The sequence below is a fragment of the Spongisporangium articulatum genome (assembly GCF_044465595.1).
Classification (GTDB): Bacteria; Actinomycetota; Actinomycetes; order Actinomycetales; family Kineosporiaceae; genus Spongisporangium; species Spongisporangium articulatum.
Genome location: NZ_JBITLV010000001.1, coordinates 227603 through 243972 on the forward strand (window position 1 = coordinate 227603; position 16370 = coordinate 243972).

Below are 16370 nucleotides of genomic sequence, written 5' to 3' on the forward strand. Positions count from 1 at the left end.
CTTCTGCTTCGCGGACGGGGATCCATCCCCGTCTCGACAGACGAAACCGAGCGCAGACGGCCGGGGCGCGAGAACGATGTGAACGAAGGGAAACAAGTGGGCGTCTTTGCGCGGAGCCCGCTCAGCGGACGGTCAGCGCTGGCGTGCCTCGCGGGCCCGGCGCCGAGCTCGGGCCAGGCTGCTGCCGAGGGGCGTGAGCCTGAGCCGGTCGAGCTGCCGTCGGACACCGCGTCGATGGCGGCGCGCGGGTAGCCGGCCGGCGAGCGGCGGCAGCGCGCCGGCCCTGGCCTGCTCCACGAGTTCAAGCAGGTCGGCAACCCACGTGGAGTCGCCGTCGGGGTGAAAGTAGTTGTCCACCAGCCAGGCTGGGTCGGGAAGGGTGAACTCGCCCGCCTCGAGGCTCTTGAGGCTGGCCAGGCATCCGCTGCCGACGAATACCTCGTTGATCATTTCTTCGCTGATCCCGAACTCGTCCACCAGCAGCAGAGGGACACCCATGGCCACAGCCTCCAACGCCGCCGTCGAACTGACGGTGACGAGCGCTGCGGCGGATCGGAGGTGAACAGCCATGGAACCGGCGGCGAACGAGAGTTCATCGCCGCCGAACTCACCGGCCCCGACCAGTTCCCGCCACAGTTCCCCGTAGTGATAGGCCTCGTAGTGCGTGTGGAACTCACCGGCGACGCCTCGGGTCTTCACGATCACCTGAAGGTCCGGACGCGCCACCGCCAGCCGGGCCAGCGAGCGGAGGACGGCCAGCCGGTCCTCGCGCAGCAGGGGCACCTTTCCCTGCGTCGCGAAGACCACGGCGCCACCGGCGGACTCGGCCGCCCTCGCCGTGCCGTCCGGGCCGGGCAGAAAGGGGAGCCGGGCCAAGCCGACCCGCGCCTGCGCCCCGACCTGCCGGCGTTTGGCGTCGTAGTCCCGCACCTCCCGGTGGCTGTGCACGACCATCAGGTCGATGGCGCTGCGGAAGTTCCACGCCTTGCGGCGAGCCGGCACGGCGATGCCCGGGATCCCGGCCAGGATCACGGGCCGGTGCCGGGCCCGGGCGAGTTCGGTCTGCAGGGCCAGCGCCGTGGGCCCGGCGCAGGCGAGAAGCACGGCGTCCGGACGCTCCCGGTCGACCCGGCGGCGCAGCGCCGCGGGGCTGAGCACGGGCGGCCGGGAGCCGGCGAACGTCGTCCCGCTCAGCGCCGATTCGATCTGACTCAGCGAGGGACGGATGGGTGACTGGGGAATCGCCACCTCGTAGACGCCTCCGGGCGGGAGATTCCCGGCCAGCTGTTCCAGGAGCGAGGCCGCCCACTTCAGGTAGGAGTCCGACTCGGCGACGGCGAGAACCCGCAGCGGCGCAGAGGAAGTCATCGAAGGTCACCGAGCCTGTCGTAGGCGGCCAGCAGGTAGGGCGCGAGCGTGCCGGCGAACGTGTTCGTCATGTGATGGCCGTCCCGGTAGACGAAGACTCCGCCTACGGCCGGGCTGCAGTAGCCGTTGGTGCAGAACAGCCGATTCAGGTTGATCACCGCGACATCACGACCGACCACGCTCTCCTTCGTCCTGGTGGCGGCCTCGGCAGCCGCCGTCACCTCCGGGTCGCCCAGCACCGCCTGCGCCTCCGGCCGGCCACAGGTGTTCACGTTCTGGCGATTCCGCACCGCTCGTTCCGCGCAGGTGACGACGTCCGGGCGCGGCCGGGGCACGTCCCGCAGGACGACGATCCGCTGGACGGAGTCGGGTAGGGAACGCCACGCGGCCAGGTAACCGGACACCGCCGTCTGTTGCCAGGTCCTGCCGGGCGCGGGCACGAACTGGTTCATGGAACTGGCCGAGACGAACACCTCGTGCACCTGCGGATTGACCCGGAACCACCCGTGGAGCGCCACGTTCCACGCTCTGCAGCTCGCAGCCTGGCCGGCGGGCATTCGACGGACGGCCTCGATCAGCGGGCACGACCCCTTCTGGATCACCACGAGCCGCCAGGAGCGCCTATGTGCGGCCGGTTCCAGCGCTCCGAGCCAGGCCATCGAGTGCGAGTCACCCACCACGGCAACGGTCCTCGTCGCCGCACTCGCCGACGCCCCGAAAGCACAGACCCGCAGTGCCGCCCGGCCGATGTCCTGCAGGCACGCCTTCGGTTTGTCCTCGAAGGCGGCGACCGGGGAGGGCACCGGGTTCGTGTCGTCGCCGGCGCCCGCGCACTGCGGCCGGGACGGGTCGAGCGCGGGGGCGCCGTAGCAGCCGGGCAGGTTCTCCTGCAGCGCCGCGGCCTGCGCGCTCGCTCTTGCCTCGACCCGGGCGGCGTGCCCTTGACCCGCCAGGCAGGCGGCGGCCAGCACCGCCATCCCGGTGAACCCGGCGGTGAGGGTGAACAGGTGGCCGCGGCGGGTCCGGACCGTCAGCCGCCGCACCGGCGCCTCGATCAGGTACGTCGACGCCGTGGCCAGGACCACCGAACCCATGAGCAGCACCCATCGCGGAACCCCGTTGGGCGCGGTCGTTCCCGCCTCCCGGCCGAAGAGGACGACCAGCGGCCAGTGCCACAGGTAGAGCGCGTAGGAGATGTTCCCCAGGAACTGCACAAGACGGCTGCGCAGGACGGCGGACGGCGAGAGCGGGCCGCCAGGTGTCCCGGCCGCGATCACCGCGGCCGCGCCCCCGACCGGGATCAGCGCGAGGTAGCCGGGAAATCGCATCGACTCCGTCAACCACAGGCCGCCCCCGAGGACGGCGGCCAAGCCCGCCCACAGCACCGTGACGGCCACCCGCCGCGGCAGGCGGCCCGCTCCGAGACTCAGTGCGAGCAGCCCACCGGCCGCGAACTCCCAGGCCCGCGTGAAGGTGTCGAAGTACTGCGCCGGTCCGGTGGCGCTCACCGAGTGGGTGAACGAGACGAGCCCGATCACCGCCGCCACGGCGACGGGGGCTCCTCGGCGCGGCAGCCGGCGGGCGAGGAGCCCGGTCGCGAGCAGGAGCAGCAGCGGCCAGGCGATGTAGAACTGCTCCTCCACCGACAGCGACCAGTAGTGCTGCGCGGCGGTCGGCGGGTCGTCGGCGGCGAAGTAGTCGACGGAACCGGCCGCCAGTGACCAGTTCTCGACGTACAGTGCCGAGGCCAGCACCTCCTGCAGCGCCCGGTTCCAGAGGCTGATCGGCTCGATCAGGATCGTGCCCACCACGCAGGTGGCCAGCACGGTCAGCGCGGCGGGCAACAGCCGCTTCATCCGCCGGGCGTAGAAGGCGACCAGGCCCACCCGCCCGGTGCGCTCCAACTCGCGGGCGAGGTGCCCGGTGATCAGGAACCCGGAGATCACGAAGAACACGTCCACGCCGGCGAATCCGCCGCGCACGACGCCGGGCCAGAGGTGGAACGTGACAACGAGCAGCGCGGCGACGGCCCGCAGCGCCTGGACGCCGGGCAGGAAGCCGGGGCCTGCCGGGGCCTGGACCGTCCCAGGACCCGGACCTGGTTCGGGACCGGCGGAACGGCGGGCGAGGGTCGCGGTGCTCACGCGTTCTCGGGCACCAGGGACGCGACGTCGGCGAGTTCGATCCGCGGCAGGACGGTGAGCTTCCCGCCCACCGTCGCGTCGCGCAGGGTGACGCCGCGCGTGCTCAGTTCCTCCGCGTAGCGGGCGTACCCGTGCTGACCGGGGCCACCCGCGGCCCAGGTTCGCACGAGCTGCCCCTCGTCCGTCGTCCGCGAGGTGTGCGACTCGGCGGCGTAGAAGTACGACCCGCTGGCACTGGAGTAGTCCGAGTCGCAGCCGACGAGGACGAGGTCCCGCGAGCCGAGGTGCAGCGCGATCGGCACCCCGGCCGTCAGCACACCCGTGTTCGCGTCGGTGAGCGGCGCCAGGAGGTCCAGCCCGACCTCGCCCCGGCGTCCGACCGGGACCTTGAACGGCTTCTCGAACAGGAAGTAGGAGACGTCGTACCCGGACAGTTCGGGTGTGGCCTCGACGAGGTCCTTGAAGTAGTAGCTCGTCCACAGCCGCGGCCGGTGCTCGTGGGCGGTGAGGACGGTCAGGAACTCGGCGGGGAACGCCGGGCGGGTGGTGTGCCAGCCGCCGTAGAACATGTGCGAGGCGAGAACCAGGTGATCGGGCCGGATCTCGTCGAAGCGGTCGTGGTGCACGAACCAGTTGAAGGCGAACTTCTCGAAGCCCTCGAAAGGGGTCAGGTCTGTGACCTGGAGGGAAGGCCCGTTGCCGATCAGCACGGCCGGTCGGCCGGCCGCCGTCCCCGCGAGATCGGCCAGGTCCGGCCCGCACTCGGCGTGGAAGCTGTTGATCCGCGATCGGGTGATCCCACCCAGGTAGAGCTGGTTCCACAGTGCGAACGACGCCCGGCCGGCGGGCTGGACCTTGGCGAGGCGTTCGCGCTCGTCCGAGCGGACCAGGTTCTGGTCGGAGAACACGTACCAGGGCTTCGGACCGGTCATGTGCAGGAGCGCGACGTCCGGCAGGACGTCGGGGAAGTGCTTGTCGACCAGCGCCCGGTTGGCGTTGTAGTTGACCGGGACGAAGTCGACCTCACGGTGGGCGAGGTAGAGGTTCCAGAACTTCTGATCCGCGAAGTTGTCGAGCATGAGGTCTACCGGCTCGTGCATCCGCGGCAGCAGCTCCAGCGCCGCGGACAGCGCGGCCGCGCCCAGCTCATGGCGTGGGAACGAGAGCATCCCGCTGTTGATCACCGGACGGCCGGTGACTCCGGCCACCATGCCGAACGGCAGGAGACCGTGGTCGGGCACGGCGCAGATCGCGTCGCCTCGCCACAGCCGGGACAGGTCGCCCAGCACGACGGTGTCGGCGTCGAGCAGGATCACCCGTTCGTACTCGTCGAGCGCCAGGCACTCGATGGAGAGGTAGCCGAGCAGGCCGACCCGCCGGTGGTTCAGGGAGTCACCGATCTGGCCCACGTCGTACCGCCGTGTGGACCGCGCCTCGAACCGGACCTGCGGGTGGATGCGCCGCAGCCGCCCCCGGCTCAGCTCGGAGAGGCTCTCGTCGTGGAAGACGACCACGTCGTTGGTCATCCCGGGATACTGACGCTGCAGACTGAGGACCAGGGCCTCGACCCCGGGGGCGTACTTGTCATTGGTCACCGTCACGAAAGCGACCCCGGGCGGCGGCATCTCACTCCGGTAGAGCTTCTCGACCTGGAGCCGGACGATGCCGTGCTCACGGATGGACTCCACCTCGGGCGCTCGCAACTCGAGAGTGATCCGCGCCAGCTTGATGTGGCGGAGGTACTCCCCCGGCGACGCCGACTCGGCCTCCAGACGCGCCGCCCGACCACCCTCCGGGTCCGTGAAGAGCGGGTCATCCGCCAGCTCGACGGCCCATCGGTGGTCGTCGAAGGCGAGGCGCCGGGGCGGGGCGGTACGGGCGGCCTGCCTCCTGACCGCGGCCCGGGCCCGGGCGGGCAGGAACGGCAGGACCGGCCGGAGCACGGCGCGAGCGAGCGAACGCGCCCGCGCGCGGGTCGACGTCCCGCTCACCGGCCCTCCTGGGAGACGTTGCGACCGAGGCGGTCCAGGAGCCGGCGCGAGGGAAGGAGGGCCTGCCCGAGCAGGCGGCCCCGACGTCGAAGCCCGGTGAAGCGCGGCCGTGGCATCGCCGCCTCGATCCGTTCCTGCTCCCGCCGCCAGTCGAACAACTCGTACTGCGACGCGAAGAAGGTCGACCGGCGGACCTTCTCCCCCGGCCGCTCGTCGCCCGACTCCAGCAGCTCGATCACGCGGGCGGCCAGCCGCAGCACCGGGCTCACGTCGTCCACGGCGACGAAGTAGTCGTCCACCCAGTCCGGTTCCGGCTTGCCGAGATCATCGGCGGAGATCTGGTCGAACGTCCGCAGCAGCCCTGAGCCGAGGAAGATGTGGTTGCCCAGCGGCTCCCGGACGCCGAGGTCGGAGACGAAGGCCGTGCGCACGCCGGCCCCGACGGCCTCCAGCGCCGCCGTCGAGGAGACGGTCAGCATCAGGTCGAGGGTCGCCAGCCGCTCCACGATGGGCGTGTAGTCGATCGAGAAGTTGGCCGGCAGCTCCACCCCCTCGAGCAGAACCTCCGGGTGGAACCTCATCCGGTGGATGGTCTCCTCGCCCGGGCGGGTGCGGGGCTTCAGCACGACGGTACGGTCCGGGTGGGCCCGCGCGTAGTCGACCAGCCGCTGGTAGATGTACAGCCGGTCGCGGCGGGCCGAGGGCATGGTGGGCTGGTCCGCGTACAGCACGGTGCCGATCGGGCCGTCGTCCGGCACGTGGTGGGCGCTGCCCGCCAGCAGCGGCAGCCCGGACAGCACCAGGTTGTCCGTGGGGATGCCGAGCCGGGCGGCCACGGCTGAGAACGTCCGCTCGTCCGAGCGCGAGTTCACCGCGATGACGTCGGTGGCGCACCGGTCCAGGTAACCGGCGGTGACCTCCCGCAGCACGACCCCGACCCAACCGGAGACGGTGATCGGGCCGCGCTCGCCGGTACGCAGGCTCCACTCGTGCAACTCGTGGCAGAACCGGGACACGAAAGAGCCCTGCACCGACAGGACGACGACGTCCACCCGCTTGGCCTGGGCGAGAAGCTGATCCCAGGTCAGGGACTCGACCCCGGAGGCGCCGCCGTAGTCGAGCAGCTGCTGCTCGGAGAAGCCCGACGGCACGTCGGAGGGGATGACCGTGCGGCAGCTGAAGCCCTGCTGCTCCAAGGCCCCCCGAACGCCGGCCGCCCACTTCAGCTGGGAATCGAAGGCGGCGACGAGCAGCGCGGAGCGGACGGTCATTGCGGCGATGGTTCCGGTCCGTCCCCGCGCACAGATGGCCGCCAGGTGAACGCGACCTGTACCGGCACCGAATTCACCCGGCGTCCTCGCCGTAGGGCAGCATGGGATGCACCATGTCCCTCCACGACCGCCTGCCCGCACCCGGGGCCACCCCGGACCCCGACGAGGTCTACGAGAGCTTCGTCGGGTGGGTGCGTGAGCAGGGCCTGGAGCCCTACCCGGCCCAGGAGGAGGCGCTGATCGAGCTGGTCACCGGCTCGAACGTCATCCTGGCCACGCCCACCGGGTCGGGGAAGAGCCTCGTCGCGGCGGGGGCGCACTTCGCCGCGCTGGCCGACGGGCGGCGGACCTTCTACACCGCACCCATCAAGGCGCTGGTCTCGGAGAAGTTCTTCGCCCTGGTCGAGAGCTTCGGCGCCGAGCGGGTCGGCATGCTGACCGGTGACGCCGCGGTGAACCCGGACGCGCCGATCATCTGCTGCACGGCCGAGGTGCTGGCCAACCAGGCCCTGCGGCAGGGGCCGACGGCCGACATCGGCCAGGTCGTGATGGACGAGTTCCACTTCTACGCCGAACCCGACCGTGGCTGGGCCTGGCAGGTGCCGCTGCTGGAGCTGCCGCAGGCGCAGTTCCTGCTGATGTCGGCGACCCTCGGCGACGTGAGCCGGTTCGTCGACGACCTCACGAAACGCACGGGCCGGACGACGACGCTCATCTCGTCCACGGATCGTCCGGTGCCGCTGTACTTCTCGTACGCGACGACGCCGATGCACGACACCCTGACCGAGTTGTTGGAGACCAACCGCGCGCCGATCTACGTCGTGCACTTCACCCAGGCCGCGGCGATGGAACGGGCCCAGGCCCTGACGAGCGTCAACGTCGCCAGCCGCGGGCAGCGCGACCGGATCGCCGAGGCGATCGGCGACTTCCGGTTCAACGCCGGGTTCGGCAAGGTGCTCTCGAAGCTGTTGCGCCACGGGGTCGGCGTGCACCACGCCGGCATGCTCCCCCGCTACCGGCGCCTCGTCGAGACGCTCGCCCAGGCCGGGCTGCTCACGGTCATCTGCGGCACCGACACGCTCGGCGTGGGCATCAACGTGCCGATCCGCACGGTGGTGCTCAGCGGGCTGACGAAGTTCGACGGCACCCGGCAGCGGCACCTGAAGGTACGTGAGTTCCTGCAGGTCGCCGGCCGCGCGGGCCGGGCCGGCTACGACACCGCCGGCACCGTCGTCGTCCAGGCCCCCGACCACGAGGTCGAGAACGAGCGCCTGCTGGCCCGGGCCGGGGACGACGAGAAGAAGAAGAAACGCATCGTCCGGAAGAAGCCGCCGGAGGGTTCGGTCTCGTGGACCCGCCAGACCTTCGAACGGCTCTCGACGTCGCCGCCCGAGCCGTTGAGCTCGTCCTTCGCCGTCACCCACTCGATGGTGCTGAACCTGCTGGCCCGCCCGGGTGACACCTTCGAGACGTTGAAGAACCTGATCGAGACCTCGCACGAGGAGCCGGCCGCCAAGGAACGGCACCTGGCCCGGGCCGAGGAGATCTGGGACGCGCTGCTGACGGCCGGGGTGATCGAGGTGCTCCCCGAGCCGGACGAGACCGGCCGCACCGTGCGCCTGACCGTCGACCTCCAGGAGAACTTCGCCCTCAACCAGCCGCTGTCGCCGTTCGCGCTGGCCGCCTTCGAGGTGCTCGATCCGGAGTCGGAAACCTATGCGCTGGATGTGGTCTCGGTCGTCGAGGCGACCATCGAGAACCCGCGGCCCGTGCTCAGTTCGCAGCAGTTCAAGGCCCGGGGCGAGGCCGTTGCGGAGATGAAGGCCGAGGGCATCGAGTACGAGGAGCGGATGGAACTGCTCGAGGAGGTGACCCACCCGCAACCGCTGCGGGACCTGATCGAGGGCACCTTCGAGATCTACCGCCAGGGGCACCCCTGGGTGGCCGACTTCGAGCCGACGCCGAAGTCGGTCGTCCGGGACATGTACGAGCGGGCCATGACGTTCGCCGAGTACGTGTCGTTCTACGGCCTGGCCCGCTCGGAAGGCCTTCTGCTGCGCTACCTCTCGGACGTCGTCAAGGCACTGCGACAGACCGTGCCCGAGTCGGCCCGCACCGACGAACTGAACGACCTGACGGAGTGGCTCGGGGAACTCGTGCGCCAGACCGACTCCAGCCTGATCGACGAGTGGGAGTCGCTGCGCTCCCCCGGCCCCGAGGCGATCGCGGCGTCACCGACGCACCTCACCGGGCCGCCCCCGGTCACGCAGAACCTCCGCGCGTTCACCGTTCTCGTCCGCAACGCCCTGTTCCGCCGGGTCGAGCTGGCCGCCCGGGAGAGGTACGACGAGCTCGGCGCGCTCGACGTGGAGGCCGGTTGGGGTGCCGACGCCTGGGCGGACGCGATGGACGGCTACTGGGACGAGCACGACGAGCTGCCCACCGGCCCCGACGCCCGCGGCCCGAAACTGTTCCTGCTCGAACGGGGTTCGAGCGCCTGGACGGTCCGGCAGATCTTCGACGACCCGGCCGGCGACCACGACTGGGGGATCAGCGCGACCGTCGACCTGGCGGCGTCCGACGAGGCCGGCGCCGCCGTCGTCACGGTCACGTCCGTCGGTCGCCTCGACGGCGTCTGACTGCTCATGCTCCCGTTATCCACCAGTAAGAGCCGTTGATGGAGCTCTTATCCGGGGTTAAGGGGAGTATGGGCCTCGCCGTTAGTAGCGACCACTGAAGTAGTGGCTGGCGTCCAGCTCCTCGATCAGACGGTCCAGGCTCTCCCCCAGAGCCAGCAGCCTGGGGTGCTCAGCGACATCCGGTCGAAGCAGAACACCGGCGAAGTCCCCCAGCCACGGCGCGAACACCTGATCGTAGTCCTCGACAAATTGCTCGAAACCGATGATGCGAGAGGGATTTTCGCCAAAGATCATTAACCCACCCACGGCCCGCTGTTCGTCCTTCCAGAGCATGAGCTCGGTCCCGAAGCCGGGGCCATCGCTCGACAACTGGGTCGCGACATCCTCGAGCTGTCTCACCAGCGTCGATGCCTTGGCGTCGTCAGGGTGTCGCAGATAGGCCCGCTCGCGGGTGATGACCTCGCGCCAGCCCAGGTAGCTGGCCAGTCGGTAGAGCGTGGTGAGCACGGCAAGTTCACCGCGACGACCACTGGTGCGCAGGTAGATGTCGAAGTTGCGATGGCGGATGTTGCCGAGGCGGCGGGTCAGTTCGACGGCCGCGGCGAGCAGGGGACGCCTGTACTGGTCGAACAGCTCGACGTCCGCCTGCTGTCTGACGAGTTCATTCCGAGCCAGTTCCAGCTCGCTGCGCAACTTCTCGAGGTCCGCATCGACTCGTACCTGACGCCGACTGTTCAGTTCGGAGCGGATGCCGCTGCCCACCGCGACCACCAGCCCGAGCCCTCCGGTGACCAGGGCAGCAGTGACGTCACCGTCCATTGCCGCAGCCTATCCATCCAGCTCGTCGCGCAGACGCGGTTCGGTGCGGTGCCGGGGTTTCAGGCCCCGCTTGTCGGCGTAGAACTCCCGCAGCACGTCCATGTCGGCCTTCACGTCGCCGGTCATGGTCACGCTCGGCCCCGTGCCCGTCGTCCGCGACGGCCCGTCGACGAAGCCGAGCGTCACCGGCAGCCCGGTCTCCAGCGCCAGCCGGTAGAACCCGGACTTCCAGTACTCACCCTTGCTGCGCGTGCCCTCGGCCGCCACGACCACCGTGAAATCCTCGCGCCCACCGGCCATCTCCGCGAGCTGCCCGACCATCCCACCCGGGTGCGACCGGTCCACCGGCACGCAGCCGAGCCCGCGCATCACGTAGCCGAACGGCCAGCGGAAGAACTCCTTCTTGACCAGGATGTGCGGCGGCACCCGGTCGTGCCAGAGCAGCATCAGGGCCAGCACGAAGTCCCAGTTCGAGGTGTGCGGGGCCCCGATGAAGATGCCGTTGCGGGGCACCGTCCCCACCTTGGTGAACCGCGACAAACGGAAAGCGGCCCGGGCAAGGGCGGCACGAATCCTCATCGCACCGACCCTAGCCGGGCCGCCTCACTGAGCCAGACGGGTGAACGTGACGTCAGCCTCGCTCGCTGCCCTTCACGATCGGCACTCGCACGCTGTTGCCCCACTCGGTCCACGAGCCGTCGTAGTTGCGGACGTTCGAGAAGCCCAGCAGGTGGGTGAGCACGAACCACGTGTGGCTGGAGCGCTCACCGATGCGGCAGTAGGCGATCACGTCGTCGTCGGCCTTCAGGCCCTGCTCCTGCAGGTAGATGGCCTCCAGGTCGGCGCGGCCCTTGAACCGGCCGTCCTCGGCCGCGGCCCGCGCCCACGGGACCGACGCCGCACCCGGAATGTGACCGCCGCGCAGCACACCCTCCTGCGGGTAGTCGGCCATGTGGGTCGTCTCGCCCGAGTACTCGGAGGGGGAGCGGACGTCGACCAGCGGCTTGCCGAGGTGCTCCAGCACCTCGGACTTGAAGGCGCGGATGGTCGAGTCGTCGCGCTCGACGACCGGGTAGTCGGCCGCCGGCAGCGACGGCACCTCGGTCGACAACTCGCGGTCCTCGGCGATCCAGGCCGCGCGGCCGCCGTCCAGCAGGCGCACGTCCGGGTGGCCGAACAGCGAGAACACCCAGAGGGCGTAGGCGGCCCACCAGTTGTTCCGGTCGCCGTAGATGACAACCGTCGAGTCGCGCGAGATGCCCTTCTCGGAGAGAAGTTTCGCGAACTGCTCACCGTCCAGGTAGTCGCGGGTGGTCTGGTCGTTGAGCTCCGTGTGCCAGTCGACCTTCACCGCGCCGGGGATGTGGCCGCTGTCGTACAGCAGCACGTCCTCGTCGGACTCGACGACCACGAGGCCGGGGGTGCCGAGGTTCTTGGCGAGCCAGTCGGTGGTGACGAGCCGCTCGGGGTGCGCGTACTCGGCGAGCTTCGGGTCGTCGTCGTGGGGCAGGGCCATCGGATCTCCTTGATCGATAAGTCGGAAGCCGGGCGCGACCAGGGACACGACCGCTGCGGCAACTCTCATGCCGTGGTCAGGACCGTAGACCGCCCGATGCCGCAGACCGTAACCACGGCGTCATCCGCCCGTCAATGTGGAGTGATCCAGTCGACTAATCGCCGGTCTTGTCCGGTCCGTGAGACGCCCGTATCATCGACGGCGGTCATGAGAACCAGCGCCAAGCCCCGGCTCGCTGGTCGGCAACCCTCCTCCGCGGTGGGGTGCTCCGGGTGAGGACCGGGCCGTGCTCGAGGTGAGCGCGGCAAGCGCGGACTCCCTGCGGGTCCCTGACCGACGAAGGACGCCCGCCATGCCCTGCGTGACGCCCCTGAGACTGGCCGTCGCCCTCGACGGCTGTCCCGAGGCGGACCTGCCGGCGCTGGTGGAGGCGGCTGAGCGGGCCCGCCTCGACTTCGTCACGCTTCCCGCGAGCGCGACGGACCTCGGGCTCAGGGCCAAGGTGGGCCTGCTGATCACCCGCGCGGACGACGTCCGCCGACTCGAGCTCGAACCCGCCCCGGGGGCGGGTGGTCCGGGCACCGAGGTGCGGGCCTGCGTCGTCGGGGACGACCCCGCCGAGGCGGTCGCCGAGGCGGACATCGCCTTCACCGTCGTCGCCACGCCGGAGCAGACGCCCCCCGCGGTGTCGGCCCTGCGCGAGCTGCGGGCCGGGTCGCCGCGGCCCACGGAGAAGCTTCTGGTGTTCGCCGACCTGCGCCTGGGCCTCGGCACCGACCTGCACCTGGGCACCGCCGACGACGGCCTCCCGCTGCTGTCCGGGCCCGCCGCCGGCCTGGCCTCCCGCCTGCAGGGCTGGCAGCGCACGGGGCTCGACGGTTTCCGCGTCCGGGCCGACGGCCTCGACGAGCTCGAGGTTCTGACCCGCGCGGTCATCCCGGCTCTGCTGGAGAACGACGCCTTCCGCCGCGGCTACGAGTCCAAGACCCTGCGCGGCGTCCTCGGCCTGCCGCCGGCCCGCGTCGAGGCCACCGCCTGAATCGCGCCCCGAATCCCACACGAACGTGTCGGATTCCGAGCGCGATCTAGAGGCGTTCGACGTCCACCGCGACGCTGAGCGTGCTGTTGGCCGACTCCGTGAAGATCACGCCCTTCAGCGGCGGCACGTCCGTGTACTCCCGGCCCCACGCGGTCACCACGTAGGCCGAGTCGACGACCCCGTCGTTGGTCGGGTCCAGGTCGACCCAGCCGATGCCCGGCACCAGCACCGAGACCCAGGCGTGCGAGGCGTCGGCGCCCTGCAGCTTCGGCTGGCCGGGCGGCGGCGTGGTCTCGACGTACCCGCTGACGTAGCGCGCGGGCAGGCCGGCCCAGCGGATGGCGGCGACCGCGATGTGCGCGAAGTCCTGGCAGACGCCCTCCCGGCGGGCCAGCACCTCCGACAGTGACGACGTCACGGTGGTCACCCCGGAGCGGTACCGGAACCCCGCGTAGATGCCGTGCACCAGCGCGTGCAGCGCCTCCCCGAGGGGCCGGCCGGGGGTGAACCACGAGCGGGCGAGGGTGGCCACGGGCTCGATGGCCAAGCGGGGCGACTCCAGCCGGTAGTGCGCGGCCAGCATCGGGGCGTCCGGAACGTCCGCGAACGGCTCGTACGGCCCGACCTCGTCCCAGCGCACGTCGTCCAGCGTGGCCAGCTCGAACCGTGGCCGGTCGACGACCACGCGGCTCTCGGCGGTCACCACGAGCTTCCGGTGCGGCGTGTGCACCTCGAAGTACGAGGCGTGGTTGCCGAAGAAATCCGGCTGCCCGTTCGCCACCAGCCCGGCGGGGGCCACCGTCACCTCGGCGGACAGCGCCTGCTGGCCCGGGGCGTCGCGCGGGGTCAGGTAGGCCCAGCCGTAGGAGGAGGTGACGTCGTCCTCGTACTCGTACGTCGTCACGTGCCGCACACGGTAGGTCCGCGCGGTGGTCTCGCTCATCGCGTCTCCCGGCCGTCCACGGCCAGCGGTCGCGGCGGCAGCACGCGGGCGAAGTAGGTGCGCGCGACCGCGTAGCCGAGGTCGGACAGGACGCCGGACAGCTCCTCGAGCCGGGCCAGCAGCGCCGTCCGGTCGTCGGCCGCCTCCCCGACGACGACGCCCCCGGCCACCAGCGCCCGCGCGGCGTCCAGCTCGGGCAGGTCGCGGGAGCCGGCCAGCCCGGCCTCGAGCCCGGCCAGGTCGGCATCCAGGGCGTCGAGCTGGTGGGCCAGGCCACGCGGGTTGTCGGGGTCGACCAGCAGCAGGTCGAGCACGGCCTGGGCCCGCGGCCGGCCCGGCACCCGGCGGCGCATCGTGATCACCGACTCGGCGGCGATCAGCACCGACTCCAGCACCAGTTCCTCGCCGTCCAGCGGTTCGGCGCCCCCCAGCTGCGGGTCCAGCGCGTGCCGCAGCAGCTGCACCAGCTGCAGCGAGCGCTCGATCCGGCGCCCGGCGTCCATCACGAACCAGCCTCCGTCGCGGACCATGCTCTCCGCGGCCAGCCCCGACAGGGCCAGCAGCCCCTCCAACACGCGGGAGGTGGCCGGCTGCAGGTACAGCTCGGGTTCCTCGCGCTGGGCCAGTTCGTGCAGCGCCCGCTCCATGCCCGACAGCACCAGGAACGTGTCCGTGGACAGCAGCTCCCGGACGCCGTACGCGGCCTCGATCGTGTGCCGCACCCCGTGCGCGAGCGACCCGGGCAGGAAGGTGTCGACGGCCAGGCGCAGCAGCTCGGGGCCCGGTTCCTCGAGGCGCTCGGCCGCACCCTCGCCGAGGAACCCGGGGAAGGTGGTGGTGACGCCGGTCAGCGCCCGCAGCATCCGGGTCATCGATCCGTGCCCGACGCTGCCCGGGGCGTGCGCGTGGTCGGCGGCCAGGTCGGAGGCGACCCGCAGCAACCGGGCCGCGTCCTCCGCCCGCTCGGCGTACCGGCCGAGCCAGAACAGGTCCTCGGCGACGCGGGCCGGAACCGCCGCGGTCGCGGCGGCGGCCACCGGGACGTCGTCCAGCACCTCGAGCTCGGGGGCTCCGGGCTGCTGCACCAGGGGTGCGGGCACGACCGCCAGGTCGGCCAGGTCGACGTCGGAGTCGGCCAGCACCCAGACGTCCTTGGCCGACGCCCCGCTCTGGTTGGAGATGTCGTAGCTGGCCACCTCGGCGCCCACGCGGCCGAGCCCCCCGTTCATCAGCGTGTACCCGTCGGGCCCGGCCACGGCGAAGGCCCGCAGCACCAGACGGCGCGGTTCGAGCCCGGCGGCGGTGGCCACCGGGGTGCTGCTCATCTCCAGCCGCTCCTGGGCGGACCAGTTGTGCGGTTCGGCCTCGATCCGCGCCCGCAACGCGGCCAGCTGCCGGCTCGACAGCTCCCAGCCGAACCGGTTCGCGCGGCCCACTCCGCGCGCGATCGGCCGGACGACGAGCTCGCCCAGGTTGGCCAGCACGTGCCGGCGGGACGCGTCGTGGCCGCACCACCAGGTGGGCACGCTGGGCAGTTTCAGCGGTTCGTCGAGCAGGACCTCGGCCAGCCGGGGCAGGAACGGGACGAGGCCGCCGTTCTCGAGAACGCCCGCGCCGGGCGGGTTCACGATGCTCACGTTGCCCGCCCGAGCGGCCTGCAGCAGCCCCGGGACGCCGAGCCGCGAGTCGCCGCGCAGCTCCAGCGGGTCGCAGAACCAGCCGTCGACCCTTCTCAGGACGACGTCGACGCGCTCGGGACGGCCGAGCGAGCGGAACCAGACCTGCTCGTCGCGGACCTGGAGGTCCCGACCCTCGACCAGCGGGAAGCCGAGGAGGCTGGACAGGAAGGCGTGCTCGAACGACGTCTCGCTCGGCGCCCCCGGGGTCAGGATGACCACCCGCGGCATCTCGCCCGGCCGGGGCGCGACGGCCTGCAACGCCGAGCGCAGGGTGTGGAAGAACGAGCGCAGCCGGCGGAGTTGGGTGTCCCGGTACAACGCCGGCATCACCCGCGAGACGATCCGCCGGTTCTGCATCGCGTAGCCGGACCCGGACGGCGCCTGGGCCCGGTCGCCCAGGGCGTACCAGCCCTCGGGGCGGCGCACGAGGTCGGTGGCGGCGAGGATCAGCTGGTGGTCGCCCGGCAGCAGGATGCCGTCGCACTGGCGCAGGAACCCGCTGTGCCCGTAGACGACCTCGGGCGGCAGCAGGCCCTCGCGGATCAGCCGCCGCTCGCCGTAGACGTCGGCGAGGACCGCGTCGAGCAGGGCGCCGCGCTGGGCCAGGCCGGCCGCCAGCTCGTCCCACTCGGGGCCCGACACGATCGTGGGCAACGGGTCGAGCCGCCACCCGCCGAACACGGTCTCGTCGCCCGGCGCGTAGGTGACCCCGTCGTCCTGCAGCAGCCGCCGGACCTGACCGATGCGGGCCTGCAGCCCGGAGGTGCCGAGCAGGTCGACCGCGGCCGCCAGGTCGCGCCAGCCGCTGCGTACGTCGCCGTCGGGGTCGAGGAGTTCGTCGGCCCCGCGCAGCTCGGGGTGGGCGTAGCGGCGGGTCCGGTACCCCTCGAGCACGCTCCCGTCGTCGGGGTGCTGCTCCAGCGGTGCGGCGGTCACCCGGGTGATTGTCCTGGTTGGCGTC

Annotated in this window: 11 protein-coding genes and 1 riboswitch; of the genes, 2 read left to right on the plus strand and 9 right to left on the minus strand. The window is 71.4% G+C overall.

Annotated features, from left to right (window positions below; all coding sequences use genetic code 11):
• Window positions 1–132 precede the first annotated feature (132 nt).
• From ACIB24_RS01110 to ACIB24_RS01125, 4 genes are read right to left on the minus strand one after another with little or no spacing between them, the layout of a single operon-like run.
• On the minus strand, window positions 133–1368 hold the full coding sequence (locus ACIB24_RS01110) for a DUF6716 putative glycosyltransferase (protein ID WP_398273916.1): 1236 nt from the start codon (window positions 1366–1368) through the stop codon (window positions 133–135).
• Window positions 1365–3512 (minus strand): acyltransferase family protein, encoded by a 2148-nt coding sequence (locus ACIB24_RS01115; protein WP_398273919.1) that lies wholly within the window; start codon window positions 3510–3512, stop codon window positions 1365–1367. The genes ACIB24_RS01110 and ACIB24_RS01115 overlap by 4 nt, the downstream gene beginning before the upstream one ends.
• A complete protein-coding gene (locus ACIB24_RS01120; RefSeq protein ID WP_398273922.1) occupies window positions 3509–5503 on the minus strand; it encodes a glycosyltransferase in 1995 nt (664 codons plus the stop codon). The genes ACIB24_RS01115 and ACIB24_RS01120 overlap by 4 nt, the downstream gene beginning before the upstream one ends.
• On the minus strand, window positions 5500–6774 hold the full coding sequence (locus ACIB24_RS01125; protein ID WP_398273924.1) for a DUF6716 putative glycosyltransferase: 1275 nt from the start codon (window positions 6772–6774) through the stop codon (window positions 5500–5502). The genes ACIB24_RS01120 and ACIB24_RS01125 overlap by 4 nt, the downstream gene beginning before the upstream one ends.
• A 113-nt stretch (window positions 6775–6887) precedes the next feature.
• Between ACIB24_RS01125 and ACIB24_RS01130 the strand changes: the two genes are divergently transcribed.
• On the plus strand, window positions 6888–9413 hold the full coding sequence (locus ACIB24_RS01130; protein WP_398273927.1) for a DEAD/DEAH box helicase: 2526 nt from the start codon (window positions 6888–6890) through the stop codon (window positions 9411–9413).
• An 81-nt stretch (window positions 9414–9494) separates the two neighbouring features.
• Here ACIB24_RS01130 and ACIB24_RS01135 read toward each other — a convergent pair whose 3' ends face one another.
• The 3 genes from ACIB24_RS01135 to ACIB24_RS01145 all read right to left on the minus strand — a co-directional run bounded on the left by ACIB24_RS01135 (window position 9495) and on the right by ACIB24_RS01145 (window position 11748).
• Entirely contained in the window at window positions 9495–10232 is a 738-nt protein-coding gene (locus ACIB24_RS01135; protein WP_398273929.1) for a hypothetical protein, read from the minus strand.
• Window positions 10233–10241: 9 nt separating this feature from the next.
• The gene (locus tag ACIB24_RS01140) at window positions 10242–10745 is read right to left on the minus strand and encodes a 1-acyl-sn-glycerol-3-phosphate acyltransferase (RefSeq protein WP_398273932.1); all 504 of its coding nucleotides are present in this window, start codon (window positions 10743–10745) and stop codon (window positions 10242–10244) included.
• A gap of 118 nt (window positions 10746–10863) precedes the next feature.
• Window positions 10864–11748 (minus strand): sulfurtransferase, encoded by an 885-nt coding sequence (locus ACIB24_RS01145; RefSeq protein WP_398273934.1) that lies wholly within the window; start codon window positions 11746–11748, stop codon window positions 10864–10866.
• A gap of 203 nt (window positions 11749–11951) precedes the next feature.
• Window positions 11952–12065, plus strand: a riboswitch (SAM riboswitch).
• 44 nt (window positions 12066–12109) lie between these two features.
• On the opposite strand from ACIB24_RS01145, the gene ACIB24_RS01150 reads away from it, so the two are divergent.
• Window positions 12110–12787, plus strand: a complete 678-nt coding sequence (locus ACIB24_RS01150) for a hypothetical protein (protein ID WP_398273936.1) — start codon at window positions 12110–12112, stop codon at window positions 12785–12787.
• A 46-nt stretch (window positions 12788–12833) separates the two neighbouring features.
• Here ACIB24_RS01150 and ACIB24_RS01155 read toward each other — a convergent pair whose 3' ends face one another.
• The gene (locus ACIB24_RS01155; protein ID WP_398273938.1) at window positions 12834–13730 is read right to left on the minus strand and encodes a transglutaminase family protein; all 897 of its coding nucleotides are present in this window, start codon (window positions 13728–13730) and stop codon (window positions 12834–12836) included.
• On the minus strand, window positions 13727–16345 hold the full coding sequence (locus ACIB24_RS01160) for a circularly permuted type 2 ATP-grasp protein (protein WP_398273941.1): 2619 nt from the start codon (window positions 16343–16345) through the stop codon (window positions 13727–13729). Before ACIB24_RS01160 ends, ACIB24_RS01155 begins: the two co-directional genes overlap by 4 nt.
• Window positions 16346–16370: the final 25 nt, after the last annotated feature.

Excerpts from the sequence above, each read along its gene's own strand:
- ACIB24_RS01110 (WP_398273916.1), bottom strand. The coding sequence starts at position 1,368 with ATGACTTCCTCTGCGCCGCTGCGGGTTCTCGCCGTCGCCGAGTCGGAC.
- ACIB24_RS01125 (WP_398273924.1), bottom strand. The coding sequence starts at position 6,774 with ATGACCGTCCGCTCCGCGCTGCTCGTCGCCGCCTTCGATTCCCAGCTG.
- ACIB24_RS01130 (WP_398273927.1), top strand. The coding sequence starts at position 6,888 with ATGTCCCTCCACGACCGCCTGCCCGCACCCGGGGCCACCCCGGACCCC.
- ACIB24_RS01145 (WP_398273934.1), bottom strand. The coding sequence starts at position 11,748 with ATGGCCCTGCCCCACGACGACGACCCGAAGCTCGCCGAGTACGCGCAC.
- ACIB24_RS01155 (WP_398273938.1), bottom strand. The coding sequence starts at position 13,730 with ATGAGCGAGACCACCGCGCGGACCTACCGTGTGCGGCACGTGACGACG.
- ACIB24_RS01135 (WP_398273929.1), bottom strand. The coding sequence starts at position 10,232 with ATGGACGGTGACGTCACTGCTGCCCTGGTCACCGGAGGGCTCGGGCTG.